Raw genomic sequence first — 26559 nt, forward strand, 5'->3', positions numbered from 1 at the left:
AACTTTAAACAGATGAAGAGAAAGGGCTTTGCCCTCTGGAACGATAGAGCCGTTCCATTCACCCAAGGTATTTTCACAACGGTAATGATCCTGTTACAATATCTTCACGGCACAGGCTGAGGAGCCGATGGCCGTCAACGGTAATGGGCGGCATTTATGTCGCCTTTTACCCCTCTTCAATCAATCGATTTAAGCTATTTCCTGCTGTATTTCATAATCGACTGGTGACAAATAATCATTAGCCGAATGAAGTCGCTCCCGATTATAAAATACCTCAATATATTCAAATATTGCCTGCTTTGCTTCTACTCTGGTTTTGAATCGACAATGGTGCGTCAATTCAGTTTTCAAACTATGAAAGAAGCTCTCTGATACAGCATTGTCCCAGCAATTTCCTTTGCGGCTCATAGACTGAATTATGTTATGATCCGACAATATTTTTCTATGACTATCAGAGGCATATTTGCTACCTCGGTCAGTATGCCAAAGCAATCCATCCATTGGTTTACGCTTCCATATGGCCATCAGTAAAGCATCATTGACTAGCTTGGCTTTCATTCGCTCATCCATCGACCAGCCAACAATTTGCCTAGAGAATAAGTCAATGACAACCGCTAAATATAACCAGCCTTCCTTGGTGGCAATATAGGTAATATCACCCACATAGTAGCGATCAGGTTGAGAGACAGTAAACTCTCTTTCCAGTAAATTTGGAGATATACGCTTATTATGCTTGGAATTAGTCGTCGCTTTAAAGCGTCTCTTCGTTTTACAAAACAAACCGGCTTTTTTCATTAATCGACCAATTCTCCGGCGGCTTATATGAACGCCTTTTTCAGCCAGTTTTCTTTTTAAGACGACGGGTTCCATAAGTCTTGCGACTGTCTTCAAACAGTTTTTTAGCTGCTCAGTAAGCGCTTCATTTTCTTTCTCTCTATCCGTTTTAGGAGAGCTAACCCAATCATAATAGCAACTACGGGAAACATCCATAAAACGGCACAGAATCGTTACCGGGTAATCTTTAGCCTGATCAGTTATCCATGCGTACTTCACAAAGTTTCCCTTGCAAAGTACGCTGTGGCCTTTTTAATAAATCACGCTCCTGAATCACTTTTGCCAATTCTTTTTTCAGACGTTTTACTTCATCATAAATGTGTTCATCACTTCTATTGGCTACCGTCTTCACCGGTTTGGAATATTTACTGATCCAGGTATGTAGAGTATTTACATTAACACCTAGCTCCCTGGCAGTCTGAGAAACGGGTTGATCCGTCTCATTAGCTAATTTGACAGCTGATTCTTTAAATTCTGATGTATAGCTTTTATTCGGTTTTTTTGTTTGATCATTCATTTTAGGTCACACTTTTTATCTTTTAGTTATTTTAAGTTGTGTGTCCGGTTAAGTATAGCCACATTAGCTTCAAGTGCATCATTTGCTAAAAACGTTGAATCAAAATAATAGAATGACAATCCATTCAATACCTTCGTAGCATGAGTATTAATCGAGCTAAGCAGATCATCATTATAAACTCTGAAAGGGACAGTCAAACCGTTTTTTACAAACTCAAGGCTCCTATTGCTTCTAACTAAAATGGCGATTTCTGATAATGAAGAGGCTAAACCATCATCAATTAGCTTATTTATAGTGTATTAGGTGGGTGGCTATAAATGTATTATTAGGTGGGTGGCTATAAATGTATTACTAACGCTAATGATATTTTCTGGTTATGATTTTTATCTTAAGAAATTGAAATAATTCCCCACAATTCATCAGGAGTATAAATGGGTAATTTGGCTTGCTTATAATCCTTTGTATTTCTTGTAACCAAACCATTTACACCGCAACACTCACCAGAATAATATTGAACTGCATCTTCAAAATCTCTGAATCCAGATTTGAGAGACATATTAAGCACCTTTGTGTTAACTTCTGAGATTTTAAATATATTTAGTAATTTTTCTATCTCTATTCTTGCTGCACTTCGATTTGTTTGTTTCGAGATTAGATAGTCTAATGTAATGTGGCTATACTTAACCGGACACACAACTTAAAATAACTAAAAGATAAAAAGTGTGACCTAAAATGAATGATCAAACAAAAAAAACCGAATAAAAGCTATACATCAGAATTTAAAGAATCAGCTGTCAAATTAGCTAATGAGACGGATCAACCTGTTTCTCAGACTGCCAGGGAGCTAGGTGTTAATGTAAATACTCTACATACCTGGATCAGTAAATATTCCAAACCGGTGAAGACGGTAGCCAATAGAAGTGATGAACACATTTATGATGAAGTAAAACGTCTGAAAAAAGAATTGGCAAAAGTGATTCAGGAGCGTGATTTATTAAAAAGGCCACAGCGTACTTTGCAAGGGAAACTTTGTGAAGTACGCATGGATAACTGATCAGGCTAAAGATTACCCGGTAACGATTCTGTGCCGTTTTATGGATGTTTCCCGTAGTTGCTATTATGATTGGGTTAGCTCTCCTAAAACGGATAGAGAGAAAGAAAATGAAGCGCTTACTGAGCAGCTAAAAAACTGTTTGAAGACAGTCGCAAGACTTATGGAACCCGTCGTCTTAAAAAGAAAACTGGCTGAAAAAGGCGTTCATATAAGCCGCCGGAGAATTGGTCGATTAATGAAAAAAGCCGGTTTGTTTTGTAAAACGAAGAGACGCTTTAAAGCGACGACTAATTCCAAGCATAATAAGCGTATATCTCCAAATTTACTGGAAAGAGAGTTTACTGTCTCTCAACCTGATCGCTACTATGTGGGTGATATTACCTATATTGCCACCAAGGAAGGCTGGTTATATTTAGCGGTTGTCATTGACTTATTCGTAAACGTCAATTAAAACCCACGTTCACAATAAGCTTCAGTTAGCTCAAACTATGATCTTCAATTCGTAATTTGGAGATACAAATGAGCAACCATTCAAAAGATGCTTCGATGAAGCAACACATAGAGGCCTGCCAAGCCAGTAACTTAAGCCAGGCAGTTTATTGTCAACAACATAAGATACCCTCTCATATTTTTAGCTATTATCGAAAGAAGTTGGGTATGTTAGCTCATCAAAACAGGTCAACACCAACAATCAACTCATTCCCATTAATTTACTGGCCAATTCCCCCACAAGCAATGCAATTAAAGTAAGCCATACCAATGGTTTCAGTTTGGAAATCAATTCTGATACGAACCTGAATCAGCTCAAGTCCATTCTGGATTTGCTCAGGACTGTTTCATGATAACGGGCATCACAGTCAATCAGGTTTATCTGGTTTCTGGTGTTACCGATATGAGAAAAGCAACCAATGGGCTATCACTGATTGTCTCAGAGCAATTGGAACACAATCCCTTTGATGGCAGTGTCTTTGTTTTTTGTAATCGTCAGCGAGATAAACTTAAAATACTGTACTGGGAGCGTAATGGTTTCTGGCTTTACTATCGTACACTTGAAAAGGGAAATTCCAGTGGCCGATGGAAAAAGAACAACCCACTCTTTCGTTAACACTGAGAGAATTACAGTGGTTACTGGATGGTTTATCTTGCACACAACACCATGCTCACCCTGAAATTCATGGTCTGGAAAACAACTAAAAAAGTCCCTTTAGATGCGCATTAAACAGAATAAATACAAGCATTTAACGCTCATTTTTAGTATAATATAACGCATGAGTTCAACAGACAAAAATACTACCAGAAGAGATACCAACGCTCAAAAACAGGGTGCTTGAACTCCAGTCAAAAGTGGACTGGTATGAGGAACAATTTCGTCTGTTGCAACACAAACGGTTTGGTACTTCCAGTGAAAAAGAAGCCCACCCCGACTTCTTTAATGAGGCAGAAACGTTCGCCGAAGAAGCACCGGAAGTCCGTGAAACCATTACTTATGAGCGTAAAAAGCCCGGTCGTAAGCCTTTACCTAAAGACCTACCTCGTAAAGTTGTTCGTCATGAGTTATCTGAAGCAGAACAAGTCTGTGACTGCGGTCATCACTTGCATGAAATTGGTGAAGAGACCTCAGAGCAACTGGAAATTGTTCCTGCTCAGGTATATGTTGTAGAACATGTTCAGGTTAAATATGCCTGTCGTGCTTGTGAGGAAGGCGTTAAAACTGCTCCTAAGCCTGCACAGCCCATTCCTAGAAGTTTTGCATCACCCAGCCTGCTGGCCTATATCATTGTTTCTAAATTCCTAGACAGCTTGCCTCTCTATCGACAGGAAGCGATATTTAAACGCTATAAGATAACACTTTCCAGAGCCAGTATGTCCAACTGGGTGCTTAAATCAGCTGAATTACTCAAACCCTTTTATAATCGGTTGTTGTATTATCTCATTAGGCAGAAAATCATCCAGGCCGATGAAACAACGATGCGAGTGATCCATGATGGACGTGAGAATTGCCCTAAATCTTATATGTGGCTCTATCAAAGTGGCGGCTATCATTCCAAGTGTCCCATTGTTTTGTATGAGTATCAGCCTACTCGTGCAGGCCAACATGCCAAAACCTTTTTAACGGGGTTTTCAGGTTACCTGCAAACGGATGGCTTTCCCGGTTATCATATATTCGAAAATGAGAACAGTGAAGTCACTTTATTAGGCTGCATGGCACATGCTCGTCGCAAGTTCCATGATGCCTTAAAAGCATTACCCAAGAACAGTCAGAAAAAGCCTGGCATGGTACAAATGGCGATCAGTAAAATTGCTAAATTGTATGCGATTGAAAAACAAATCAAACCGCTCAATGCTGAACAACGTTACCTGATCCGTCAGGAAAAAAGCAAACCACTACTGGATGACTTAAAAAAAAGTGGTGTGATGATAAAGTGACTAAAACAACAAAAGACAGTAAGTTGGGTGTCGCTATTCGTTATGTGATCAATCAATGGAAGTATCTGACTGTCTATCTTGAAGAGGGCAACCTCCAGATTGATAATAATATGGCAGAGCGGCGGATCAAACCCTTTGTGATTGGGCGCAAAAACTGGGTCATGAACCAAAATCCTCGTGGTGCTGAGGCCAGTGCTATTTTATATTCAATCGTGCAAACAGCGAAAGCAAACAACCTAGAGCCCTTTGCCTTTTTAACACACATTCTGACTGAGTTACCTAAGCTGGGCAGGCATTATGATGATGAGGCTTTAGAGCAATTGTTGCCATGGAATTTGACTGAAAAAATTCAGCCTTTAAATAAAGTGGAATGATACGTCAACGTGGGAAGTTTTGACGTATACGAATTACTCAAACCCTTTTATAATCGGTTGTTGTATTATCTCATTAGGCAGAAAATCATCCAGGCCGATGAAACAACGATGCGAGTGATCCATGATGGACGTGAGAATTGCCCTAAATCTTATATGTGGCTCTATCAAAGTGGCGGCTATCATTCCAAGTGTCCCATTGTTTTGTATGAGTATCAGCCTACTCGTGCAGGCCAACATGCCAAAACCTTTTTAACGGGGTTTTCAGGTTACCTGCAAACGGATGGCTTTCCCGGTTATCATATATTCGAAAATGAGAACAGTGAAGTCACTTTATTAGGCTGCATGGCACATGCTCGTCGCAAGTTCCATGATGCCTTAAAAGCATTACCCAAGAACAGTCAGAAAAAGCCTGGCATGGTACAAATGGCGATCAGTAAAATTGCTAAATTGTATGCGATTGAAAAACAAATCAAACCGCTCAATGCTGAACAACGTTACCTGATCCGTCAGGAAAAAAGCAAACCACTACTGGATGACTAAAAAAAAGTGGTGTGATGATAAAGTGACTAAAACAACAAAAGACAGTAAGTTGGGTGTCGCTATTCGTTATGTGATCAATCAATGGAAGTATCTGACTGTCTATCTTGAAGAGGGCAACCTCCAGATTGATAATAATATGGCAGAGCGGCGGATCAAACCCTTTGTGATTGGGCGCAAAAACTGGGTCATGAACCAAAATCCTCGTGGTGCTGAGGCCAGTGCTATTTTATATTCAATCGTGCAAACAGCGAAAGCAAACAACCTAGAGCCCTTTGCCTTTTTAACACACATTCTGACTGAGTTACCTAAGCTGGGCAGGCATTATGATGATGAGGCTTTAGAGCAATTGTTGCCATGGAATTTGACTGAAAAAATTCAGCCTTTAAATAAAGTGGAATGATACGTCAACGTGGGAAGTTTTGACGTATACACTTATTCTCTAGGCAAATTGTTGGCTGGTCGATGGATGAGCGAATGAAAGCCAAGCTAGTCAATGATGCTTTACTGATGGCCATATGGAAGCGTAAACCAATGGATGGATTGCTTTGGCATACTGACCGAGGTAGCCAATATGCCTCTGATAGTCATAGAAAAATATTGTCGGATCATAACATAATTCAGTCTATGAGCCGCAAAGGAAATTGCTGGGACAATGCTGTATCAGAGAGCTTCTTTCATAGTTTGAAAACTGAATTGACGCACCATTGTCGATTCAAAACCAGAGTAGAAGCAAAGCAGGCAATATTTGAATATATTGAGGTATTTTATAATCGGGAGCGACTTCATTCGGCTAATGATTATTTGTCACCAGTCGATTATGAATACAGCAGGAAATAGCTTAAATCGATTGATTGAAGAGGGGTAAAAGGCGACATAAATGCCGCCCATTACCGTTGACGGCCATCGGCTCCTCAGCCTGTGCCGTGAAGATATTGTAACAGGATCATTACCGTTGTGAAAATACCTTGGGTGAATGGAACGGCTCTATCGTTCCAGAGGGCAAAGCCCTTTCTCTTCATCTGTTTAAAGTTAACATGAGAAACTAAAATGATAGGAAATACAAAATGACAAAAATCACTTGAAACAGCCAAAAAAATATTTAGAAAACTGTCCGGAAAAGTGTTGACACATCAAATGTTGTAATAGTCGTTGCACACAAATAACCTTCAATGTTATTGTTCTCTACAGAGCTAACAATATTAGCTGACAGCTCAACAAAGGGCTCTCTGTTTAATAAAACATCAAGAATAATATTAGTGTCAAATACTATCTTCAAAGGTATTTTTCCTCTAAATGTTTTTTATAATCATTTTTATCAATATTATTGGAGTCTAAAATCCCAATTAATGACTTTGTGATGGGAGATATTCCTGATTTTCCGGCCTGTTGTGTCAACATGTGAAAGTAATCAGCTACAACTTGAGAAAGTGACTTATCATGTTGTTTTGCATAATCTTTTGCTTCTTGTATCAAAGAGTCTTCTAGTCTGAGTGTTAATTTTGTTTGCATAACTGAACCTCTTGACGTATCAAATAAATATAACTATACGCCAAAAGAAATTAGAAAACAACACGAATATATAAGATCAGGGATTTGTGTATATTTTGATCATAACGCCTAAATCACTGGGAAATTTGTCGTTGGCGTTTTTTCAGCCAATGACAAATTTTTCCATGTGGATTTTCTGGTTAGACTGTTCTATATTATGTAATAACATTTGTACTAACATAAAAGGCGTTGATGATGTTAAAAGTAAAAGTTACCTCAATTGGCAATTCTATGGGAATTTTACTGCCAAAAGAAGCTCTTATCAAGATGAAAGTATCCAAAGGAGATGCTTTGTATCTTGTAGAAAGTCCAGAAGGCTTCACTTTAACACCGTATCAAGAGGATTTTGAAAGCCAAATTGAAGCGGCTGAAAACATAATGAAACGATACCGAAATACTCTTCATGAGCTAGCTAAATGAGAGAACCTGTTTGGGTACTTGATGAAATTGTTGAATCAGTACACTCCATGCTTTTGGCAGAACATGGGGGTGGAAGTGGAATTCGAGATAAAGCTCTTTTAGATTCTGCAATCGCTAGAGCCAAACAAAAATTTAGCTATGATTCAGATGTTTCAATTTTTGATCTTGCTGCCGCTTATAGCTTTGGTATTGCAAAAAATCATCCATTTGTTGATGGAAACAAAAGAACAGATTTCACTATTGGCACTTTGTTCCTTGAAATTAATGGTTTCAAACTTAATGCAACTGAAGTTGATGCCACTGTCACTTTTGAAAATTTAGCAACAGATATCATTAACGAAAATGAACTGTCATCATGGTTCAAGAAATGCTGTATTAAAGTCTAACGCCGAGTTCACCAGACCGAAAAGTTACGTAGCTTTTGTGGCATTATAGCGAAGCGCCACAAAAGGTGCGTAATTTTTTGGGTCTGCGTGCAACGTTTCGTTAGGGCTGTTGGTTCCAAGAAATATCAACTTTACGATGCTGTGAAATACAATCTCGAAGATAAAGATTAATTAAGCTTTGATAAGGAACACCTGAATCTTCAGCCATGCTTTTGAAATAATTAATTACATCTTCACCTAGCCTCATTGTTACAGGTTTCTTTAGTTTTGATGCATATGGATTTTTACGTGACTTCATTTTAGACAAATCATATTCTTTTTTCATGATGTTTCACCTTGATACAGCTTTCGCTCTTTTGCGGTTGCTTTACGAGCTGATATGATTCGAATGAGATTACCTGAGTCTTTTTCACAATGACAAATAAGCAGTATTCGTGATTGATTGCTATGACCAAGTATTAGAAACCTATCTTCTTCTCCTGAATTTTCATCATCAAAGAATTGAATAGCGAAATCATCGTAGAATACTGACTGCGCCTCTTCGAAGGTTACGCCATGTTTTCTTTTGTTTGATGGTGCTTTTGAGGGATTCCATTCGAATTCAATCATAAATACATTGTATTTACATTAACAGAAATGTCAAGATGTGGTTTTATAGCCCTAACGCCTATTTCAATTGACACAGGGACAAGGAAAGACTTTGTAAAAAAAGTTTTCCTTTCAAATCCACTCGGTTTATTTTTAAAAATCGCTAAGTCCCTGAGATCCATTGCAAATTTTGGTTAGAATTTAATTTTGTGATGCAACTAGAAATAAAACCCCGACTCCAAACAATTGAATAAAAAATGGTTTTTTTGCAATATCCCAATGAAGTATTATAAAAACAAGTGCAACCGGACTTATTAACAGACAAGCCAAACCCCAAATAATTCCTACTTTAAAAGCTTCAATTAGCAACAGTATTCCACCAACTACAATAATAAATACAGCTATTAATGCTATAATTTCTGACATTTGTTATTCCTATTCCTATTCTTAAAAACGACTGTCATTTTCACAAGGAATACCATCATAATCACCATCCATTTTTGTATTTGGACAGTTATTATTAAAGAATATAGCTTCTGCTCTTGAATTCATTTGGCTACAGTATTGCCTTTCATCACATTTGAAACTTGAAATTCTACGATTTTTGGGTCTATCATTTTTATATGTTGTACTTGGAACTACTGTTAATGAGCCTTTAATTGGTTCATATCTTTCACATATGGTTCCTTTTGGCACGCTCCCATATATAACTTCACCATCTTTAGTAATGCATTTTTTTTGTTCTCCTAAATCAGAGATGCTTATCGAACTCTGAAAAAATGGTAAGTCATTTTGTTTGTATAGTAAGTTTCCGTACCATCCAATTATTAGAACTACGGTAATTATAATTATTTTTTTCATTTCTATTTTTACTTTAATCTAACGACCTAGCTCAGCGGCAGGCGAAAGTGGCGCGTATTTTTGCTTCGCAAAAATCGCGACGCTTTTGACTGTCAGCTGTAGCGTATTGTTGGACGAACCGCTATCGCGGAGAAAACAGCTCATCACTCTAATTTAGTGTAACCTCATAAATTACCGCTTACACCAATAAGCAGGTTTGTGTGATCTCTTCAAATAACAGAGGTTACAACCTAATGAAAACACCAAATAATAAACAATTCAAGCAATATTATGCATTACACTGCAAACATTTAAAACTTAAAGGCCTGCAACCCAAAACCATTGATGCATACTCCCGTGCCATTCGACGAATTGGTGAGTATTTTAATGGAAAACTAAACAATCTGACTGAAAACCAACTCATCGACTACTTTCATGCACTTCTAGAACGGCTTTCTTGGAGTGCCGTAAAGCTTGATCTCTATGGTTTAAAATTCTTTTATATTCATGTTTTGAAGAGAAATTGGGTTGATATTCCTATTATTAAGCCACCTAAAATCGTTCGTATCCCAGACATTATCACCATTGATGAAGCCAATAAACTTTTTCTTTCAACTCGCAAACTCAGTTATCGTGTATTGTTCTTCACCTTGTACAGCATGGGACTTCGATTGGGTGAAGGGCTTCGTTTACAAGTAGGCGATATTGATGCCATCAATTGTCGAGTACATATTCGCAATGCCAAAGGCAATAAAGACCGACTGGTTCCCTTGCCTACCAGACCGGAGTCTTGGCCACCCATGATCTAAACCCAGTGTAATACAAATAATAAGCTGAAACAAATGCTCATGGGATAGCATTACTTGAATATTGTACGTTTATATTCTATACTTTCCATTCAGCTGTCATCCCGATTAAATGGAGTTAATCAAATGTCCACCCCAAGAAGCCAACAAATCAGTCTTTCAGATACTATAGTGGACCCCGAAAACTGGACAATAGGTTAAGATATAAGAGCTAACCTAACGGGGAACAAAAAATGAGCACAAAAAGAAAAACATTCAACAACAAATTTAAAGCAAAAGTAGCCATTGAGGCTTTGAAAGGTCAAAAAACAGTCGCAGAAATTGCGTCAGAATTTGAAGTGCACACCACCCAGGTCAATAGCTGGAAAAAGCAGATGCTTGATGGTGCAGCCGATACTTTTTCAAAAAAATTAGAGAATAAAGATGCTGAACATGAAAAGGAAAAAGAACACCTGTACAGCCAAATAGGTCAACTAAAAGTAGAGGCTGACTGGCTGTCAAAAAAAGTTGAAGATGTTCAACTGAGTAGAGCAGAAAAGCGGTGTTGCATAGAAAAAGAGCACCCTCAGTTGAGCATCAAAAAACAATGTGAGCTTATCGGCCTGAACCGTTCAAGCTATTACTATCAACCTAAAAAGCCTCTGCAAAATAAAGATTTAACATTAATGAATTTGATTGATGAGTTGTACACAAAACATCCATTCTATGGCAGTCGTCAAATTCGTAATGCATTAAGATTGAAATGTTATAAAATTAATCGTAAAAAGTTCAACGGCTTATGCGGATCATGAACATGGTTTTGGCCACCCATCATTTGATATCAAATGATGGGTGGCCTTAACTGATGCTTTCTTCTAGTTGCTCCAATTAAGCCTAAAATGCCTGAAGCAAACAACCAAATTGTCGCTGGTGTAGGTACAGGTACAGCAGATACTGTATTAATGAGACCATAAGTGACATTATCAATTATTCCACCAGAACCTAACGGTAGAATTCTATTTCCATCAATTGCACTTGCTAGCCTGCTGTAGGAAACTGTTTTAAAAGTATTGGCCGTATCAACTATCCCAAAAAATTACTTGTTCCATCCCCTATAATGGCTTTAGTATTTCTGGATTGTGCATTTAAAGTAATTTTAGCCAATAAATTAGAACCATAATTAGAACCATCATAAACGCCAAAATCCAAACCAAAAGCATTAATTCCACTATCAAACTCAAAAGTGCCACTGCCACTTGTTGATAGGTAGTTGGGATTAAATCCTTGAGAAGTATTATTTCCACAATCAAAATTGTTTACGCATCCATATACAGATGTTGTGAATTTATAGCTTCCGCGATTAATACCAGATAAATAATTTCCTTGATGAATATTATCAAGGCCATCAATGGTAAAATTTGTAACAAAACTTTCAAAAACCGCTCGATCATCAAAAGTGATTAATGTGGCCTTAGAGTTAACAGAAATAGCTAAAAAAAATAGGGTGAGTAAAATTAGTTTTTGATTCATTTTCATACGATAATCCTTAATTTATATATAGTTATTAAAAAAAAGCATTAATTATGCCAATAATATTTATTTCTTTATTTTCAATTGGATAAAGAAAATTTAGTATTTAATGAATCTTTAATGTGTAAAAAAAATGGACAATGTTTTAAGTTCGAATTTTGATAGTTTTTGACCTAAAACAGAACATGGTTAAGGCCACCCATCATTTGATATCAAATGATGGGTGGCCTTAACTGATGCTCATTGGGTGGAATAATTATTTATTATGGATAAGGAAGTTCTTAACGAAACAAACTATGCAGCAGTTAACAGGAAATTATTATTGTAACGGTTGACAAGTATACATTTACTGTGAGGCAATGCAGATGGATATGTTGCTGTAAATTTTGCCCCCAGGTATGCAAAACACACGTCACACCCAGTTGACCACGCAAGCATTTATGGGTTTTGGAAAACTGTCTTTTTAGAATCAGAAGTTATGTTAAATGTTGTAGGGTATCCTGACGGTTGGATCGTATTCTGAAAAATCTTTAGTGTTTCTGGTGACCAGTAGTCGTTCGGAAACTAATGCAGTCGCATGAATAATTGCATCGGGTAGTTTTATTTTTCTGTTTTTTCTTATTTCAACAGCTTTAATACTGATAGGCTGATCCAGATTGATTGTCGTAAAAGTTTGAGACAGCCATTGTTCAATATTAATATGAGGGTTTTTGTCCCCACCTACCATTACTTCCATCCATGTGATTGTGCTTACTGCTTTATCTTTGAATAATTCAATCTCATCTTTGGCTGATTGAATGCCATTTAGATAATCAATAAGAATACAGGTATCAAATAAAGCTTTCACCATTCATCCCTAAGTTTTTCTTGATAGCTAAGCCCATCGTCACTTTTATTTTTCCATGCTCCAAAGGCATCAATATGAGGCTGTTTATTATTTTTAACAAATAAATCAATAGCTCTACGAATAGCTTCGGCTCTGGAAATGCTGAATTTATCACACAGCTCGGATAGAGAGTGTATTTGACCTTCGGGTATATCAACTAATGTTTTCATAATTTTTACCGATATATGATATCTATATAGTATATGCTTAATGTTATATGCCTTCAACTGCATTTAATGCCAATTATGTTAAATTGGCGCACCTAAAATGCGCTAAATGACCTGAAAAGACAGGTTTTAAACTATTATTTGTATCAAAAAAGCTGATTTTAGTTTAGCAGTTTTTATTAATTGATCAAAATGACGTTTTTTTAGTAAATATTATGTTTTTGGCCTAAACACAATGGTTTCATGGACTGTTGTCCCGTTTTATTGGAGAGATAATCTTCTGATACCTATACAACGTTGTACTCTAATAGTACTCATGAAATTGAAGAACCAAATTTACGTGTACGTATTCGCTAAGCTGAGTCTTTGTCTAAAAAGTTTCAAATGGACTAATGGATGGCGCTTATAGGACTTCACCAGTTTGTGCTGAAAAACGCACTCTAAAATGGTAAAAAAGCTCGAAATGTGTTATTTTTCGCGCTTCTAAATCATTTATTTATATCACATTATGTGGGGAAGCATACTGATGCCCGGTAAGTTGTATATTCAAACCTTTGGTTGCCAGATGAACGAGTATGACTCGGCTAAAATGGCTGACGTATTGCGTGAATCCCATGGTGTAGTGCAGGTGCAAGAACCTAAAGATGCCGATATTTTATTGTTAAATACTTGTTCTATAAGAGAAAAAGCTCAGGAAAAAGTGTTTTCCTTATTAGGTCGCTTTCGCCAGTTAAAAGAACTCAATCCTAATATTGTTATTGGAGTAGGGGGTTGTGTTGCCAGTCAGGAAGGGGAGTTGATTCGTGAGCGTGCACCTTATGTAGACTTGGTGTTTGGTCCTCAGACTCTGCACCGTTTACCGCAAATGCTGAATGAAGTCTCGACCATTCATAAGCCTGTGATTGATGTCTCTTTTCCCGAAATTGAAAAATTTGACAATTTACCCGAGCCACGCGCCGATGGACCTAGTGCCTTTGTCTCGGTTATGGAAGGCTGTAGTAAATACTGTACTTTCTGCGTGGTACCTTATACCCGTGGTGAAGAAATCTCCCGTCCTTTGGATGATGTGATTGCTGAAATTGCTTCCTTAGCGGGGCAGGGCGTTATTGAAGTCAATTTATTAGGCCAAAACGTTAATGCCTATCGTGGTGAAACCCATGAGGGTGATATTGCTGATTTAGCGATGCTGATACACTATATTGCCCAGATAGAAGGCATACAGCGAATCCGTTACACCACCTCACACCCCAATGAATTCTCCGACTCCTTAGTAGATGTCTATCGTGAAGTGCCTGAACTGGTTAGTTTCCTGCATTTGCCGGTACAAAGTGGCTCGGATCGTGTGTTGAGCATGATGAAACGCGGCCATACCGCTTTAGAATATAAGAGTAAGATTCGTCGTATCCGTGAGGCGAGACCGGATATTTACATATCCTCCGACTTCATTATTGGCTTCCCCGGTGAAACGGAAGCAGATTTTCAGGCCACGATGAAACTCATTGATGATGTACGTTTTGACCAGAGCTTTAGCTTTATCTATAGCCCCAGACCGGGAACACCAGCCTCTGCTTTGCCGGATGATGTACCCATGGCGGTGAAAAAAGAACGTCTGAGTCAGTTGCAGGCACGTATCAATGAATTTGCCCATGAGTATTCACAAGAAATGGTGGGTAGCGTGCAACAAGTATTAATACATGGTATTTCCAAAAAAGACAAGGCTGAAGTATCAGGGCGTACTGAAAATAATAGGGTGGTGAATTTTGATCCACAAGGGCAGGATTTAATTGGTCATATTATCCCAGTCAAAATTACTGCGGTTTATAGTAATTCATTACGGGGTGAGTTGGTTTAATGACGAAAATAGAAACAAGTTCAGCACAATTGGTGCTGGAACCCGTGGATAATCACCGTTTGGTGAATCTTTGTGGTCAATTAGATGAACACTTACGTTTAATTGAACGACGTTTGGCTGTACAAATTGCCAACCGCAGTAACCGTTTTAAAATAACCGGCAAGCCCAAAGACAGGGATGCGGCAATTTCGGTCTTAGAAATCCTTTATGAAGAAAGTGCTAATGGTATTCTTGACCCGCAGAGGGTGCATTTGTTCTTACAAGAATCAGGCATTGAAGCACAGCTAAAAGACACGGCTAAGGCGCATAAGCTCGAACCAAATGGTGAGCAAATTGATGATATTTCAATTTTAGCGGGGCGTAGTTTAATTAAACCACGCGGTACCAATCAACTGAGTTATTTACGCGGTGTTTTACAACATGATATCAGCTTTGGTATTGGTCCTGCCGGTACGGGAAAAACCTTTTTAGCGGTTGCCTGTGCGGTTCAGGCCTTGGAACGTGATGAAGTTCGACGTATTATTCTAACCCGCCCTGCGGTGGAAGCAGGAGAAAATCTGGGTTTTTTGCCGGGTGATCTATCGCAGAAAATCGATCCCTACTTACGTCCACTTTATGATGCCTTATATGAGATGTTAGGCTTTGAGAAAGTCAGTAAATTAATTGAACGCAATGTGATTGAAGTTGCGCCATTAGCCTTTATGCGTGGTCGTAGTCTCAATGAATCCTTTATTATTCTGGATGAGGCACAAAATACCACTCAGGAGCAAATGAAGATGTTTCTGACCCGTATTGGTTTTGGCTCAACGGCTATTATCACTGGTGATATCACCCAGATTGATTTACCCGGTGGTCGTCCATCAGGCTTAAAGCATGTGATTGAAGTGTTGGCAAAAGTGAAAGGCGTTAACTTCACCTTTTTCAATTCCAAAGATGTGGTACGCCATGTTTTAGTGCAACGTATTGTTGATGCCTATGAAAAAAATGACCAATTACAAGCCAAACTCGAAGAAAAAGATCACTCAAAAAATAACTATAGAAGTGACCACCATAGCAAAGCCAGACGTTCAGACCGATGAGTGATGACTTTAGCCTGTATCTGGATCTGCAAACTATCGTTTCTTCTGATAGCATTCCGGTACAAAGTAAAATGGAAGCATGGCTTAGACAAGCTTTGATTATCGAAGCAGAATCGGTGTCACTGCCTTTGGATGATGAGTATGAGTTAACCATTCGGGTTGTTGATAAAGAAGAAATTCGTGCTTTGAATGATACTTATCGACACATTGATAAACCGACCAATGTACTGTCTTTTCCCTACGAAGATTTATCCTTCGACTCCCCGATGGCTATTCCTTTGGAAGTTCAATTGCCTTTATTGGGTGATATAGTGATTTGTCATGATATTGTTATAGAAGAAGCAGCCGCACAAAATAAACTCCTTGAGGCACATTGGGCGCACATGGTTATTCATGGCTTATTGCACCTCAAAGGCTATGATCATATTGAGGATGATGAAGCAGAAATCATGGAAGCATTGGAAGTGAAAATCCTGCAACAGCTTGAGATTGCTAATCCTTATTTATAACTACCCACCTTGAATACCGCTGATTTTGCATGTTTCTATAGGCTCATGTAGAATTACCCATCATTGATAAGACACAGACAAGAACCGGTTTATACGAAATTATGAAAGAAGAACGACCCAGTAAGGCCTCTGCATTGAAAAGTAGGGGTCGAAAGCTATTACAATGGATTGGCAACACCTTGATTGGCGAAATCAGTGATAAATCACGTTTAATGGAAATACTGCGTGATGTTCAGTCGCGTAATATCATTAGTAATGAAACCCTCTCCATGATCGAAGGGGTGATGGAAGTGACGGACATGCAAGTGCGTGAAGTCATGGTTCCACGCTCACAAATGACCGTTATTGAACGCGATGCCAATGCGGATGATATTCTTGCCTGCATTATTGACTCCGCACATTCACGCTTTCCTGTCATTGGTGACAATCGTGACGATGTTGAAGGCATTATTCTGGCGAAAGATATGCTTAATTTCTTTGCTAAGGAAGATCATCATTCTTTGGACTTAAAAGAATATATGCGACCAGCGGTGTTCATTCCAGAAAGTAAGCGTCTTAATGTTCTGTTGAGGGATTTTCGGGCAAATCGTAATCACATGGCCTTGGTGGTCGATGAATATGGTGGCGTTGCGGGCCTAGTAACAATTGAAGATGTATTGGAAGAAATTGTCGGCGAAATTGAAGATGAGCATGATGTCGAAGAAGACAGCAATATCAGCTCTCATGGCGAAGGCATTTATACCGTTCAGGCGCTCACTGAAATTGATGAATTTAACGCCTTTTTTAAGTCTGACTTTAGAAATGACAAATTCGACACCATCGGCGGTATTATTATGAATGCCTTTGGTCACATGCCACAGCGTGGTGAAGAAATTGAGCTAGGCAATTTTCGTTTTAAGATCAGTCGTGCCGATCACCGGCGGATTCATAGTCTCAGAGTGATCCGTATTGCCGTCACAGGTCGCTCCTCTTAAGTGTCATGGGTATAGGGAATGATGACTAAAAGGAATACCATGCCTCTGCCCGCTTCTTACCCTGTTGACTCTTATTGTTCGCGAGCGAGTCTGCTTGAGTTTTTACCACAGCAATGGCTGGTTGTACTCACAAAGGGGTGGTCGTCCTGGTTTTTAGCGGCCTTGCTGGGAGCAATCATTCCCTTATCCTTTGCGCCATTTAATGTCCAATACCCATTTTTGGCCTATCTACTTTTTTTCCCCATCAGTTTATTTGTCTATCAAATATTACATAGCCATTCAGCCAAAGAGGCTTTTTATAAGGGCTGGGTGTTTGGCACTGCTTTTTTTGGCGTGGGCGTGTCATGGGTTTATGTTGCTATACATGATTTTGGTGCAGCACATTGGTCTTTGGCGGTGTTATTTACCAGTTTATTTGTTCTGATTCTATCCGTGTTTTACGGCTTTTTTGCCTGGAGTGTTTTTAACACCACTAAAAAGTTACAAGGCAGACATGATACAAGCCTGATATTGTTTTATGTGCCTTTGCTTTGGGTGTTATTTGAATGGCTACGCAGTTGGGTGCTCACGGGCTTTCCCTGGTTGCTTGCAGGCTATCCCATGATCGATACACCCTTGTCGGGGTATGCGCCTGTGGTGGGTGTTTATGGCCTATCTTTTCTGGTATTACTTGTAGCCATGTTATTGAGCTTGAGAATTAAGCCTATTGTGAGTGTGTCAGGTATGGCTTTAATTATTATTGGTGGGGTGTTATTAGGGCAGATTCAATGGTCCAAGCCTGTAGATGAACCTTTATCGGTCGCTTTAATTCAGGGCAATGTCAACCAATCAGTCAAATGGAATCGTCAGCAATTAGAAGCGACTAAAAAACTTTATGTGGCATTAAGCAAGCCACATTGGCAGGATAATGACCTGATTGTCTGGCCAGAAAATGCCATCCCGGTGTTTTATCATACCCTGGAAAATAACTTCTATCATCACTTGGATTTGCAAGCACGAAAAACGAATACGGAACTGGTCGTTGGCTTGCCGGTTTTTGATGATAAAACCGAGCAATATTACAATGCCATGACCAATTTTGGTGGTCAGCAAAGTTATTATTATAAAACCCATCTCGTGCCTTTTGGTGAATATGTGCCTTTGGCATCACTCATTCGTGGCATTGTGAAGTTCTTTAATATGCCGATGTCAAGCTTTAGTGCTGGTGAAGCCGATCAAGATGCGGTGACGGTCAAGGGACATAAGGCGGTAGTGACGATTTGTTATGAAGATGTTTTTCCACAGGATATGATGCAACAAATTCCCCAATCACAATTTATGATCAACTTGTCTAATAATGGCTGGTATGGTGATTCATTTGCACCACATCAACATTTAGAGATGTCACGTATGCGAGCCTTGGAAACCAGTCGTGATTTAATTCGCAGTACCACTAGTGGTATTTCTGCATTGATTGATGCCAGCGGCAAAGTTTTAGTCCAAGGGCCGCAATTTAAAGCAGCGGTGGTTAAAGGCAAGATTCAGCCGAGAACGGGCACGACACCCTATGTTTTTTGGGGTAATCATCCCATTATTTTATTGTTTATTATTGCTGCTCTTGTAATGTTCAGACAAACGAGAGGCTGATATTTTATCGGATGATAAATATTAACTTATGTCTGAGTCTGTTAGTGCTTTTAGTCTCCAACCCTGCGATGGCAAAAATAATTGCATCATATCAAGTTGAACTTGATGCGGTATGTACTAGCCAACAGAGTTTATTAGTGCTTAGTGGGGAGGATATTCCAGCTCTATTGAATGTGCCTTTGAATCATATTGCGCTATTAAACCGTCAGCAAAAAAAATATATTCAGTACTTTTTCAGCTTGATCAAAAAGATGAGCAAGGACGTTATATACTGGCTGAAATCAATAAAAATGCTTTGCCTAGAACGCTAATAAGCAAGCAAGATGAATTCGTTTTTAGAAAAAAAGATTTAGGACAACGCATTGAAACAGGTTTGGAAGTATTAAAACCTATTGAGCTAATTGAAGTACAAATTCTGCAAACTTCAGATGAGAGTGGAAGAGGTGGTTGGATTTATATTGCCATCGACCCACGGAATGAAAAAACCTCTTTTTTGTCCAAAGAAGTGTCCCCAGTAAAAAGTGGTCAAGAGCTATCGAATGACATTGAATATAATCAGCATAGCGATACACTGACAAGTTTGTTGTATAAAATGAGTTTTTCCCAAGAGAAGCCGTTTTTACTGAATGCTTTTCATTGGCGTTTATCTGCGAGTGAAGATCAGGAGAATCTTTGGAGTCCTGATGTAACAGACACCATGAAAATTCGTCACCTTGGACGCTTTTTAGGCTTTGCATTCAAACGTACTGATGATGACTATGATTCTCAATTGATTGCGGTTAAAGAAGGCCCTTTACGGGTCATTCGACGCACTGAAAATCATGTTAAAGTCTTATGGAAATTAAAAAGCCCCGCTTTGTATATTGATTATGTCATGATGCCTGATGGCTTTGTGATGAATAGCATGATTGATATCCCATTTAATTTATCATTTTTTTTTAGCGATCTCATCACCCTGACGACAATGGATTGGGACGATAGTGCAGAGCGACCTGCTTTAAAAGTGCTGGCTGAGCAGGCAAACTTAATTCTGCCGGTTAATGGCTATGATTCAGCCGATAAAATCGCTTTTAATGGGCTTCCTGAGCAACAGTTTGCTTTGAGTAGTGACTTAGGAAATTTTGCTGTGCGTCTGGAAATACCGGATGACTTTCCTATTCATTCACAATTATATTTAAAAGATGCTCAGGATGAAATTGATATGCCGGAAAACATTCCGGGTCAGTTTGGTAATGTGGGCTTTAAAACCACGGGCTGGGAAAATATTGATACCGAGCTGCACCATCTTAAATTTACAGTCTGCGTGGATAAACCATAAGTTCTGCCATCAAGCCTGTGAAAATTTGAAAGTTCGTAAGTTTTTATTTTCTCGGCTATAATCATAAATTAGTATTCATTAATAATACAGGTATGCTGTGGACGGTTTGGCACCAACATTTCATTTTTCTTATCAAGACTCGACGCTTGCAATCAAATTGCAGGGTAATTGGCTGCGGGATGCTGAATTTCCTGAGCACTTTGATGATGAAGTGTTGCAACAATTTAAGCAAAATTCAGAGTTGAATAAAGTCAGCATTTGTATGACAGAGGTCAGTGCTTGGAACTCAGCCTTATTGACCATGGTTTTATCCCTGAGCGAGCTTTGTGACAAAAAGCAAACTAAATTTGATGTCTCGCAGCTTCCCTTAGAAATGGTTCGCCTGATCAAATTATCCACGAAAATCCCGCCTAGACTAGGTGATGCACCACCCGCTAAAAACACCTCTTTTTTGCACAATGTAGGTAGTAATACCCTGGCATCGGTGAAAGAAGTGGGTGAAGTGATTCACTTTATTCGTGATGCGGGTGTGGCTTTTTGGGCCATGCTCAGAGGTAAAGCAATTTATCGTTCTTCTGATACTTGGCTCATTATGCAGCAAACAGGTGCTGAAGCCATGCCTATTGTGAGTCTGCTTAATTTTCTTGTCGGGGCTATTTTAGGTTATATCGGTGCCATGCAATTGGAAAAATTTGGCGCGGAAATTTTTATTGGCGATATGGTTGGCGTAGCGATGACCCGTGAGATTGCGGCTATTATTACAGCGATTATTATGGCTGGACGTTCAGGGGCTGCTTTTGCGGCACAATTGGGGACCATGAAAGTTAATGAAGAAATTGATGCATTAAAAAGCATGGGTATCTCACCGATGGAGTTTCTGGTCTTACCCCGCATGATAGGTATGATGCTGATGATGCCGTTATTGGCCGTTTACGCCAACTTCATGGGGATTCTGGGTGGTGCTTTAGTCGCTTATGGCATGCTCAATATTACCTTTGAGCAATATATTGATGTAGTGATAAAATCGGTTGGCTTAAATGATGTCGCTGCCGGTGTGTTTATGGCCACGGTTTTTGGGGTTATTGTGGCGGTCGTCGGTTGTCAAAAAGGCATGAGCTGTGGCAAAAGTGCCGAGGCTGTGGGTGCTTCAACGACAGCTGCCGTGGTTACTGCAACGGTGATTATCTTTATTAGTGCGGCTATTTTAACCGTACTCTATGGTGTGATGGGGATCTGATAATGACAGAGCAGACAATCATTTCCTCCCACATCACCAAAGATTGCTCGTATGAAGATGCCATTATTGTTGAAGATCTTACTATGGGCTATGATGGCAATATCATTCAACAGGATCTAAATTTTACCGTTAAGCGTAATGATATTTTTGTCATTATGGGCAATAGTGGTAGTGGTAAGAGCACCCTAATGAGAGCTATGACGGGTTTAAATCAGCCCTTAAAGGGCGATGTGTTTTATCATTGCGATAATTTACACAATGGCTTGTGGCAAGCAACTGAAGCAGTACAATTAAAAATTATGACGCAGTTTGGCGTCATGTTTCAGGGTGGCGCTCTGTTCAGTTCAATGACCCTACTAGAAAATGTTTCACTGAGGTTGTTACAAACCACACAATACAGTGCGAGTAGAATTCGTAAAATTGCCTCTTTTAAATTGTCGCTGGTGGGACTAAAGGGCTTTGAACATTATTATCCCTCGGAAATCAGTGGTGGTATGCAAAAACGGGTGGCTATTGCGCGGGCGATGGCGATGGATCCACCGATTTTATTTTTTGATGAGCCTTCAGCCGGACTTGATCCCCTAAGCTCAAAATTATTAGATGATTTATTATTGGAATTAAAAGACAGTATGGGCATTACAATGGTGGTAGTGACTCATGAACTCGACAGTATTTTTTCCATTGCCACCAATGCAATTTTTCTCGATCATGGACAAAAAACCATTATTGCCCGAGGCAATCCTAAGGAAATGTTAACCCATAATCATCATGAACAAGTTCAGGCTTTCCTCACTAGAGGAGTAAAACTGTGAATCTTACTATGAAAGAAGCGATGAGTAAAATATAATGTGGCTATACTTAACCGGACACACAACTTAAAATAACTAAAAGATAAAAAGTGTGACCTAAAATGAATGATCAAACAAAAAAACCGAACAAAAGCTATACATCAGAATTTAAAGAATCAGCTGTCAAATTAGCTAATGAGACGGATCAACCCGTTTCTCAGACTGCCAGGGAGCTAGGTGTTAATGTAAATACTCTACATACCTGGATCAGTAAATATTCCAAACCGGTGAAGACGGTAGCCAATAGAAGTGATGAACACATTTATGATGAAGTAAAACGTCTGAAAAAAGAATTGGCAAAAGTGATTCAGGAGCGTGATTTATTAAAAAGGCCACAGCGTACTTTGCAAGGGAAACTTTGTGAAGTACGCATGGATAACTGATCAGGCTAAAGATTACCCGGTAACGATTCTGTGCCGTTTTATGGATGTTTCCCGTAGTTGCTATTATGATTGGGTTAGCTCTCCTAAAACGGATAGAGAGAAAGAAAATGAAGCGCTTACTGAGCAGCTAAAAAACTGTTTGAAGACAGTCGCAAGACTTATGGAACCCGTCGTCTTAAAAGAAAACTGGCTGAAAAAGGCGTTCATATAAGCCGCCGGAGAATTGGTCGATTAATGAAAAAAGCCGGTTTGTTTTGTAAAACGAAGAGACGCTTTAAAGCGACGACTAATTCCAAGCATAATAAGCGTATATCTCCAAATTTACTGGAAAGAGAGTTTACTGTCTCTCAACCTGATCGCTACTATGTGGGTGATATTACCTATATTGCCACCAAGGAAGGCTGGTTATATTTAGCGGTTGTCATTGACTTATTCTCTAGGCAAATTGTTGGCTGGTCGATGGATGAGCGAATGAAAGCCAAGCTAGTCAATGATGCTTTACTGATGGCCATATGGAAGCGTAAACCAATGGATGGATTGCTTTGGCATACTGACCGAGGTAGCCAATATGCCTCTGATAGTCATAGAAAAATATTGTCGGATCATAACATAATTCAGTCTATGAGCCGCAAAGGAAATTGCTGGGACAATGCTGTATCAGAGAGCTTCTTTCATAGTTTGAAAACTGAATTGACGCACCATTGTCGATTCAAAACCAGAGTAGAAGCAAAGCAGGCAATATTTGAATATATTGAGGTATTTTATAATCGGGAGCGACTTCATTCGGCTAATGATTATTTGTCACCAGTCGATTATGAAATACAGCAGGAAATAGCTTAAATCGATTGATTGAAGGGGGTAAAAGGCGACATAAATGCCGCCCATTACCGTTGACGGCCATCGGCTCCTCAGCCTGTGCCGTGAAGATATTGTAACAGGATCATTACCGTTGTGAAAATACCTTGGGTGAATGGAACGGCTCTATCGTTCCAGAGGGCAAAGCCCTTTCTCTTCATCTGTTTAAAGTTAACATGAGAAACTAAAATGATAGGAAATACAAAATGACAAAAATCACTTGAAACAGCCAAAAAATATTTAGAAAACTGTCCGGAAAAGTGTTGACACATCAATAATATGGGTGTAGTTCCTTTAAAACGACAAAATTCATTACCCAAAGTTGTTAACCTCTAAAAAATCATAATTTCTTTTTTTTGACATTTTCTTATAAAACTTCCAATACATTTCAAAGTCACCACTGGATTTTAGTGAGCGTAATTTCAATACTGCTTCTGCTCCCTGCAGACTCCAACGAGCACCGGTTATATCAAGTCGGTCATTAATGAGGTGACTGCACCTTCAATAACGCCACTGGCAATAGGATAACCCGCTTTTAATGCGATGCCATACTGCAACCGCTCTTTATTTTTTAGTAAATAATCAGCACATTTATCAATATTTTCTCTACTTTCTATTTTCCGTCTTGTGGCACTGAGTCTGATCCCTTTGGCTACTTGTGAACAATGGCCATTAAGTATTTTGACTGCTCTTTCAGCTATCCATTCCTCAACCGCTTCGTCACCTTTATCAAAGAAGCACCAAGCTGCTTTCAGAGATATTCCAAGACATGGATAAAGTCCATTACAATAGTTGCTTTGATGCTCAGTTTCTTCATCACTTTTTTGATGAGTTTGATCTGGTGAGGTAAACCATCAATTAAAATAACCCATTCCCTCTTTTGTTTTGGATCTCTTTGTAGTGCTTCCTGAAATGCTTCCTCAATAACAGTTTCTGCCTCTCGCTCAACACTCGCCCAAACCCGCTTATTTCTAATGGGGGTTCGAAAAGAAACGACATTATCATCTTCTGCTACTTTCATAATAGATTCAGCAGCACGAATATGAGATTGTACGGTATAAACGGCAGCCACTTGTGCCATACGTTTTCGGTCTTTTTCTCTCCCTGACTCAGACGACTTTTGAGCTTCTTATTCTTCTGGGCATTTTTCTTTGTGCATTCTCTTAAACCTTCAGGTCGCATAACTATCCCTTTTCCATCAAAGGTTAAGACCAGAAAATCTGATGTTTTTTCGGGTTCAATAAATCGTTTTTCTTATAAAAACCTTCAAAATCCTGAGCAACATCTCTCACTATATTGAGGCACTGTCTTTTGGGCACATGACCAGCAGTTGTACTATCAATACTTTCAACGACATCATCGAATGAACCTCGAATGGCTTCTTTAGACACTCTGAAATAAATACCATCACTGTAACTGTTAGTTGATAAATTCAGTTCAGCATCAATAGGAAATAAACTGTCTTTATTTCTTTGACTATAACCATTTCTGGTGGCAGTGACCTGACCAAACAAACTATTCAGCGAACGATGGGTGTTTGTACGGACATAATTCAGCTTGTCTCCTGAAACGGTGTTAACACAGCTTCTTTTTTCCTCGTTGGCGGCTTTTAAATCTAGCCAGCCCTGCAGTAGTCGTCTTAAAATTTCCTGACCTTCCTTGTTAATAAAATCTTCTATGTCACCATGTTCACAATTTTTATGTTTATCTGTTTGTAATTGTTTAATCAACTGTTCAAGTTGATCCTGAGCACCAAAAAAGAATGAATAATCGTTTGAATTTAGGTATGCTATGTTCATGAGAGAGGTCTTTTTATTGGGTTATGAAACTAAGAAGCTTATAAAACAATATTTTGATCTTTCTCTTTTCATTTTTCAAGCATTAACTATTGAATTTATTGTTTATTTTCATCGTTTTAGAAGATCTGCACCCAAATAATATGAGCATAAAAGCTAATCCATCCGTTGTGGGTGGTTTTGTTATTGGCGCAATCATTTTAGTGGTTGTTAGTTTTTTGGTGTTAGGGTCAGGTCGATTATTAAAAAATGACATGCGCTTGATGGCTGTGTTTCCTGGCACAGTGAATGGCCTGCATGTTGGATCACCAGTACTTTTTCGGGGGGTGAATATTGGCTCAGTAGTTAAAATTGAGTTATATCATAACCATAAGACACAACAGAGTTTAGTGCCTGTTTATCTGGATCTTAAGCAAGAAGTGATGGAGTTAATGATTCAGGGTGACGATGCCTCTAGCCTTACAGAAGAGCAGGCATTGAAGTTGATGGTTGATTTAATTAAACAGGGACTTCATGCACGGCTTACCTTAGAAAGTTTGGTTTCGGGCAGACAAAATGTAGAATTTGAATTTGATCCAACCTTACCGATTAAGCTCACCGGTATTGATAAAAAATATCTTGAAATCCCAACGTCAGAATCTGATTTTAATAAATTGCAAAATTTATTTAAGAGCATTCCACTTAAAGAATTAACGGATGGTTTGATTGTAACAGTGACTGAGCTGAATAAAATGTTTGCCAGTAAGGATAGTCGAGAAATATTTAATAATATTAATGCCACTATTATCGGTAGCCGAAAATTTATTGATAATCTCAATGAACAAGTTGTTCCACTATCTCAGTCTACTCAACAACGCCTAGCTGAAGTACAGGTGTTGCTACAAAACACTGAACAACAGTTGACTAAAACCTTATTGGAACTCACAAGCTTGTCCATGAATGTGAATGAGAAACTGACAAATTTAACAGAATCTGCAACCACTGCATTCGATAAAAGTGAAGTGGTATTGGATAATATGAATGCCATTGTTGATAAAAAAAGTACCACCCGAACTGAATTAGAGCGAAGCTTAAAAGAACTTTCACGTGCGGCTAAATCCATGCGGGTTTTTACCGAATATTTAGAGCGTCATCCTGAGGCAATTATTCAGGGTAAAAAATATTAAGCAATAACGCTGTTCTATCG

The 26559-nt window shown here is 38.8% G+C and carries 31 protein-coding genes and 6 pseudogenes; 23 read left to right on the forward strand and 14 right to left on the reverse strand.

Annotation, left to right across the window (positions count from 1 at the left end):
* Positions 1 to 189: 189 nt before the first annotated feature.
* The 3 genes from JEU79_RS17545 to JEU79_RS25795 all read right to left on the reverse strand — a co-directional run bounded on the left by JEU79_RS17545 (position 190) and on the right by JEU79_RS25795 (position 1907).
* The gene (locus JEU79_RS17545; protein ID WP_246540372.1) at positions 190 to 1053 is read right to left on the reverse strand and encodes an IS3 family transposase; all 864 of its coding nucleotides are present in this window, start codon (positions 1051 to 1053) and stop codon (positions 190 to 192) included.
* Positions 1031 to 1351, reverse strand: coding sequence for a transposase (locus JEU79_RS26750; protein WP_198263033.1), 321 nt, complete (start codon positions 1349 to 1351; stop codon positions 1031 to 1033). Before JEU79_RS26750 ends, JEU79_RS17545 begins: the two co-directional genes overlap by 23 nt.
* Positions 1352 to 1739: 388 nt before the next feature.
* Positions 1740 to 1907, reverse strand: a complete 168-nt coding sequence (locus tag JEU79_RS25795; RefSeq protein ID WP_214660617.1) for a hypothetical protein — start codon at positions 1905 to 1907, stop codon at positions 1740 to 1742.
* 183 nt (positions 1908 to 2090) lie between these two features.
* On the opposite strand from JEU79_RS25795, the pseudogene JEU79_RS28790 reads away from it, so the two are divergent.
* From JEU79_RS28790 to JEU79_RS17590, 8 genes and pseudogenes are all read left to right on the forward strand, one after another.
* Positions 2091 to 2841: pseudogene (locus tag JEU79_RS28790) on the forward strand (IS3 family transposase); the annotation flags it as partial.
* Between the two features lie 83 nt (positions 2842 to 2924).
* Positions 2925 to 3155 carry an IS66 family insertion sequence element accessory protein TnpA gene (tnpA, locus tag JEU79_RS17565; RefSeq protein ID WP_198265152.1) on the forward strand — a complete coding sequence of 77 codons (231 nt, stop codon included), beginning with the start codon at positions 2925 to 2927 and terminating at the stop codon, positions 3153 to 3155.
* 88 nt (positions 3156 to 3243) lie between these two features.
* Positions 3244 to 3510 carry an IS66 family insertion sequence element accessory protein TnpB gene (gene tnpB, locus JEU79_RS17570; protein ID WP_198263387.1) on the forward strand — a complete coding sequence of 89 codons (267 nt, stop codon included), beginning with the start codon at positions 3244 to 3246 and terminating at the stop codon, positions 3508 to 3510.
* A gap of 239 nt (positions 3511 to 3749) precedes the next feature.
* The gene (gene tnpC / locus JEU79_RS17575; RefSeq protein WP_246540373.1) at positions 3750 to 4832 is read left to right on the forward strand and encodes an IS66 family transposase; all 1083 of its coding nucleotides are present in this window, start codon (positions 3750 to 3752) and stop codon (positions 4830 to 4832) included.
* The gene (locus JEU79_RS26755; protein WP_198264260.1) at positions 4829 to 5206 is read left to right on the forward strand and encodes an IS66 family transposase; all 378 of its coding nucleotides are present in this window, start codon (positions 4829 to 4831) and stop codon (positions 5204 to 5206) included. The genes tnpC and JEU79_RS26755 overlap by 4 nt, the downstream gene beginning before the upstream one ends.
* Before the next feature lie 9 nt (positions 5207 to 5215).
* Positions 5216 to 5746 (forward strand): IS66 family transposase, encoded by a 531-nt coding sequence (locus tag JEU79_RS17580; RefSeq protein WP_198265153.1) that lies wholly within the window; start codon positions 5216 to 5218, stop codon positions 5744 to 5746.
* A complete protein-coding gene (locus JEU79_RS27640; RefSeq protein WP_214660618.1) occupies positions 5739 to 6146 on the forward strand; it encodes an IS66 family transposase in 408 nt (135 codons plus the stop codon). The genes JEU79_RS17580 and JEU79_RS27640 overlap by 8 nt, the downstream gene beginning before the upstream one ends.
* A 26-nt stretch (positions 6147 to 6172) precedes the next feature.
* A pseudogene (locus tag JEU79_RS17590) lies at positions 6173 to 6583 on the forward strand (IS3 family transposase); the annotation flags it as partial.
* A gap of 262 nt (positions 6584 to 6845) precedes the next feature.
* Here the strand turns inward: JEU79_RS17590 and JEU79_RS17595 are convergent.
* Both JEU79_RS17595 and JEU79_RS17600 read right to left on the reverse strand, forming a co-directional pair.
* Positions 6846 to 7022, reverse strand: a complete 177-nt coding sequence (locus JEU79_RS17595) for a PIN domain-containing protein (RefSeq protein WP_198265155.1) — start codon at positions 7020 to 7022, stop codon at positions 6846 to 6848.
* Complete coding sequence (locus JEU79_RS17600) at positions 7019 to 7255, reverse strand: DUF6364 family protein (protein ID WP_198265156.1); 237 nt, start codon at positions 7253 to 7255, stop codon at positions 7019 to 7021. Before JEU79_RS17600 ends, JEU79_RS17595 begins: the two co-directional genes overlap by 4 nt.
* Before the next feature lie 234 nt (positions 7256 to 7489).
* Here JEU79_RS17600 and JEU79_RS17605 point away from each other — a divergent pair, with 234 nt between their 5' ends.
* Together JEU79_RS17605 and JEU79_RS17610 are read left to right on the forward strand one after the other, a co-directional pair.
* On the forward strand, positions 7490 to 7714 hold the full coding sequence (locus tag JEU79_RS17605) for an AbrB/MazE/SpoVT family DNA-binding domain-containing protein (protein WP_198265157.1): 225 nt from the start codon (positions 7490 to 7492) through the stop codon (positions 7712 to 7714).
* Positions 7711 to 8100 (forward strand): type II toxin-antitoxin system death-on-curing family toxin, encoded by a 390-nt coding sequence (locus tag JEU79_RS17610; RefSeq protein WP_198265158.1) that lies wholly within the window; start codon positions 7711 to 7713, stop codon positions 8098 to 8100. Before JEU79_RS17605 ends, JEU79_RS17610 begins: the two co-directional genes overlap by 4 nt.
* Before the next feature lie 100 nt (positions 8101 to 8200).
* Here JEU79_RS17610 and JEU79_RS17615 read toward each other — a convergent pair whose 3' ends face one another.
* From JEU79_RS17615 to JEU79_RS17630, 4 genes are all read right to left on the reverse strand, one after another.
* Positions 8201 to 8425, reverse strand: coding sequence for a CopG family antitoxin (locus tag JEU79_RS17615; RefSeq protein WP_198265159.1), 225 nt, complete (start codon positions 8423 to 8425; stop codon positions 8201 to 8203).
* Positions 8422 to 8709 (reverse strand): BrnT family toxin, encoded by a 288-nt coding sequence (locus JEU79_RS17620; RefSeq protein ID WP_198265160.1) that lies wholly within the window; start codon positions 8707 to 8709, stop codon positions 8422 to 8424. The genes JEU79_RS17615 and JEU79_RS17620 overlap by 4 nt, the downstream gene beginning before the upstream one ends.
* Positions 8710 to 8889: 180 nt before the next feature.
* The gene (locus JEU79_RS17625; protein ID WP_198265161.1) at positions 8890 to 9114 is read right to left on the reverse strand and encodes a hypothetical protein; all 225 of its coding nucleotides are present in this window, start codon (positions 9112 to 9114) and stop codon (positions 8890 to 8892) included.
* 21 nt (positions 9115 to 9135) lie between these two features.
* Positions 9136 to 9549 (reverse strand): excalibur calcium-binding domain-containing protein, encoded by a 414-nt coding sequence (locus JEU79_RS17630; protein ID WP_198265162.1) that lies wholly within the window; start codon positions 9547 to 9549, stop codon positions 9136 to 9138.
* Between the two features lie 233 nt (positions 9550 to 9782).
* Here JEU79_RS17630 and JEU79_RS17635 point away from each other — a divergent pair.
* Positions 9783 to 10304, forward strand: a pseudogene (locus JEU79_RS17635) (tyrosine-type recombinase/integrase); the annotation flags it as partial.
* A gap of 263 nt (positions 10305 to 10567) precedes the next feature.
* Positions 10568 to 11125, forward strand: coding sequence for a transposase (locus JEU79_RS17640; protein ID WP_198265164.1), 558 nt, complete (start codon positions 10568 to 10570; stop codon positions 11123 to 11125).
* Positions 11126 to 11396: 271 nt separating this feature from the next.
* Here the strand turns inward: JEU79_RS17640 and JEU79_RS17645 are convergent, their stop codons facing one another.
* The 4 genes and pseudogenes from JEU79_RS17645 to JEU79_RS17660 all read right to left on the reverse strand — a co-directional run bounded on the left by JEU79_RS17645 (position 11397) and on the right by JEU79_RS17660 (position 12899).
* On the reverse strand, positions 11397 to 11849 hold the full coding sequence (locus tag JEU79_RS17645) for a hypothetical protein (RefSeq protein ID WP_198265165.1): 453 nt from the start codon (positions 11847 to 11849) through the stop codon (positions 11397 to 11399).
* 347 nt (positions 11850 to 12196) lie between these two features.
* A pseudogene (locus tag JEU79_RS28795) lies at positions 12197 to 12274 on the reverse strand (transposase); the annotation flags it as partial.
* 50 nt (positions 12275 to 12324) lie between these two features.
* Entirely contained in the window at positions 12325 to 12693 is a 369-nt protein-coding gene (locus tag JEU79_RS17655; protein WP_198265166.1) for a type II toxin-antitoxin system VapC family toxin, read from the reverse strand.
* A complete protein-coding gene (locus tag JEU79_RS17660) occupies positions 12687 to 12899 on the reverse strand; it encodes a CopG family transcriptional regulator (protein WP_198265167.1) in 213 nt (70 codons plus the stop codon). Before JEU79_RS17660 ends, JEU79_RS17655 begins: the two co-directional genes overlap by 7 nt.
* 523 nt (positions 12900 to 13422) lie before the next feature.
* Here JEU79_RS17660 and miaB point away from each other — a divergent pair.
* From miaB to JEU79_RS17710, 10 genes and pseudogenes are all read left to right on the forward strand, one after another.
* Entirely contained in the window at positions 13423 to 14748 is a 1326-nt protein-coding gene (gene miaB, locus JEU79_RS17665) for a tRNA (N6-isopentenyl adenosine(37)-C2)-methylthiotransferase MiaB (RefSeq protein WP_198266059.1), read from the forward strand.
* Positions 14748 to 15827: a PhoH family protein gene (locus JEU79_RS17670; protein ID WP_198265168.1), complete on the forward strand. Its 1080-nt coding sequence runs from the start codon at positions 14748 to 14750 to the stop codon at positions 15825 to 15827. Before miaB ends, JEU79_RS17670 begins: the two co-directional genes overlap by 1 nt.
* On the forward strand, positions 15824 to 16336 hold the full coding sequence (ybeY, locus tag JEU79_RS17675; RefSeq protein WP_198265169.1) for an rRNA maturation RNase YbeY: 513 nt from the start codon (positions 15824 to 15826) through the stop codon (positions 16334 to 16336). The genes JEU79_RS17670 and ybeY overlap by 4 nt, the downstream gene beginning before the upstream one ends.
* A 101-nt stretch (positions 16337 to 16437) precedes the next feature.
* Entirely contained in the window at positions 16438 to 17310 is an 873-nt protein-coding gene (locus tag JEU79_RS17680) for a CorC family transporter (protein ID WP_198265170.1), read from the forward strand.
* 18 nt (positions 17311 to 17328) lie between these two features.
* On the forward strand, positions 17329 to 18936 hold the full coding sequence (gene lnt / locus JEU79_RS17685; protein WP_198265171.1) for an apolipoprotein N-acyltransferase: 1608 nt from the start codon (positions 17329 to 17331) through the stop codon (positions 18934 to 18936).
* A 68-nt stretch (positions 18937 to 19004) separates the two neighbouring features.
* Positions 19005 to 19247 (forward strand): hypothetical protein, encoded by a 243-nt coding sequence (locus JEU79_RS17690; protein WP_198265172.1) that lies wholly within the window; start codon positions 19005 to 19007, stop codon positions 19245 to 19247.
* A complete protein-coding gene (locus tag JEU79_RS17695; protein ID WP_198265173.1) occupies positions 19232 to 20254 on the forward strand; it encodes a hypothetical protein in 1023 nt (340 codons plus the stop codon). Before JEU79_RS17690 ends, JEU79_RS17695 begins: the two co-directional genes overlap by 16 nt.
* A 106-nt stretch (positions 20255 to 20360) precedes the next feature.
* Positions 20361 to 21491, forward strand: coding sequence for an MlaE family ABC transporter permease (locus tag JEU79_RS17700; RefSeq protein WP_198265174.1), 1131 nt, complete (start codon positions 20361 to 20363; stop codon positions 21489 to 21491).
* A 2-nt stretch (positions 21492 to 21493) separates the two neighbouring features.
* Entirely contained in the window at positions 21494 to 22303 is an 810-nt protein-coding gene (locus tag JEU79_RS17705; RefSeq protein WP_198265175.1) for an ABC transporter ATP-binding protein, read from the forward strand.
* A gap of 98 nt (positions 22304 to 22401) precedes the next feature.
* A pseudogene (locus JEU79_RS17710) lies at positions 22402 to 23562 on the forward strand (IS3 family transposase).
* A 327-nt stretch (positions 23563 to 23889) separates the two neighbouring features.
* Here JEU79_RS17710 and JEU79_RS17715 read toward each other — a convergent pair.
* Positions 23890 to 25376, reverse strand: a pseudogene (locus JEU79_RS17715) (ISKra4 family transposase).
* A 140-nt stretch (positions 25377 to 25516) separates the two neighbouring features.
* Here JEU79_RS17715 and JEU79_RS17720 point away from each other — a divergent pair.
* Positions 25517 to 26539: an MlaD family protein gene (locus JEU79_RS17720; protein ID WP_198265176.1), complete on the forward strand. Its 1023-nt coding sequence runs from the start codon at positions 25517 to 25519 to the stop codon at positions 26537 to 26539.
* Positions 26540 to 26559: the final 20 nt, after the last annotated feature.

Source organism: sulfur-oxidizing endosymbiont of Gigantopelta aegis (assembly GCF_016097415.1).
GTDB lineage: Bacteria > Pseudomonadota > Gammaproteobacteria > GRL18 > GRL18 > GRL18.

Coding starts and splice junctions, on each gene's coding strand:
- tnpA (WP_198265152.1), top strand. CDS start 2,925: ATGAGCAACCATTCAAAAGATGCTTCGATGAAGCAACACATAGAGGCC.
- JEU79_RS17655 (WP_198265166.1), bottom strand. CDS start 12,693: ATGGTGAAAGCTTTATTTGATACCTGTATTCTTATTGATTATCTAAAT.
- JEU79_RS26750 (WP_198263033.1), bottom strand. CDS start 1,351: ATGAATGATCAAACAAAAAAACCGAATAAAAGCTATACATCAGAATTT.
- JEU79_RS17645 (WP_198265165.1), bottom strand. CDS start 11,849: ATGAAAATGAATCAAAAACTAATTTTACTCACCCTATTTTTTTTAGCT.
- JEU79_RS25795 (WP_214660617.1), bottom strand. CDS start 1,907: ATGTCTCTCAAATCTGGATTCAGAGATTTTGAAGATGCAGTTCAATAT.
- JEU79_RS17630 (WP_198265162.1), bottom strand. CDS start 9,549: ATGAAAAAAATAATTATAATTACCGTAGTTCTAATAATTGGATGGTAC.
- miaB (WP_198266059.1), top strand. CDS start 13,423: ATGCCCGGTAAGTTGTATATTCAAACCTTTGGTTGCCAGATGAACGAG.
- JEU79_RS17720 (WP_198265176.1), top strand. CDS start 25,517: ATGAGCATAAAAGCTAATCCATCCGTTGTGGGTGGTTTTGTTATTGGC.
- JEU79_RS17680 (WP_198265170.1), top strand. CDS start 16,438: ATGAAAGAAGAACGACCCAGTAAGGCCTCTGCATTGAAAAGTAGGGGT.
- JEU79_RS17600 (WP_198265156.1), bottom strand. CDS start 7,255: ATGCAAACAAAATTAACACTCAGACTAGAAGACTCTTTGATACAAGAA.
- ybeY (WP_198265169.1), top strand. CDS start 15,824: ATGAGTGATGACTTTAGCCTGTATCTGGATCTGCAAACTATCGTTTCT.
- JEU79_RS17690 (WP_198265172.1), top strand. CDS start 19,005: ATGGCAAAAATAATTGCATCATATCAAGTTGAACTTGATGCGGTATGT.
- JEU79_RS17610 (WP_198265158.1), top strand. CDS start 7,711: ATGAGAGAACCTGTTTGGGTACTTGATGAAATTGTTGAATCAGTACAC.
- JEU79_RS17625 (WP_198265161.1), bottom strand. CDS start 9,114: ATGTCAGAAATTATAGCATTAATAGCTGTATTTATTATTGTAGTTGGT.
- JEU79_RS17705 (WP_198265175.1), top strand. CDS start 21,494: ATGACAGAGCAGACAATCATTTCCTCCCACATCACCAAAGATTGCTCG.
- JEU79_RS17670 (WP_198265168.1), top strand. CDS start 14,748: ATGACGAAAATAGAAACAAGTTCAGCACAATTGGTGCTGGAACCCGTG.
- JEU79_RS17615 (WP_198265159.1), bottom strand. CDS start 8,425: ATGAAAAAAGAATATGATTTGTCTAAAATGAAGTCACGTAAAAATCCA.
- JEU79_RS17640 (WP_198265164.1), top strand. CDS start 10,568: ATGAGCACAAAAAGAAAAACATTCAACAACAAATTTAAAGCAAAAGTA.
- JEU79_RS17605 (WP_198265157.1), top strand. CDS start 7,490: ATGTTAAAAGTAAAAGTTACCTCAATTGGCAATTCTATGGGAATTTTA.
- JEU79_RS17660 (WP_198265167.1), bottom strand. CDS start 12,899: ATGAAAACATTAGTTGATATACCCGAAGGTCAAATACACTCTCTATCC.
- JEU79_RS27640 (WP_214660618.1), top strand. CDS start 5,739: ATGACTAAAAAAAAGTGGTGTGATGATAAAGTGACTAAAACAACAAAA.
- lnt (WP_198265171.1), top strand. CDS start 17,329: ATGATGACTAAAAGGAATACCATGCCTCTGCCCGCTTCTTACCCTGTT.
- tnpB (WP_198263387.1), top strand. CDS start 3,244: ATGATAACGGGCATCACAGTCAATCAGGTTTATCTGGTTTCTGGTGTT.
- JEU79_RS17620 (WP_198265160.1), bottom strand. CDS start 8,709: ATGATTGAATTCGAATGGAATCCCTCAAAAGCACCATCAAACAAAAGA.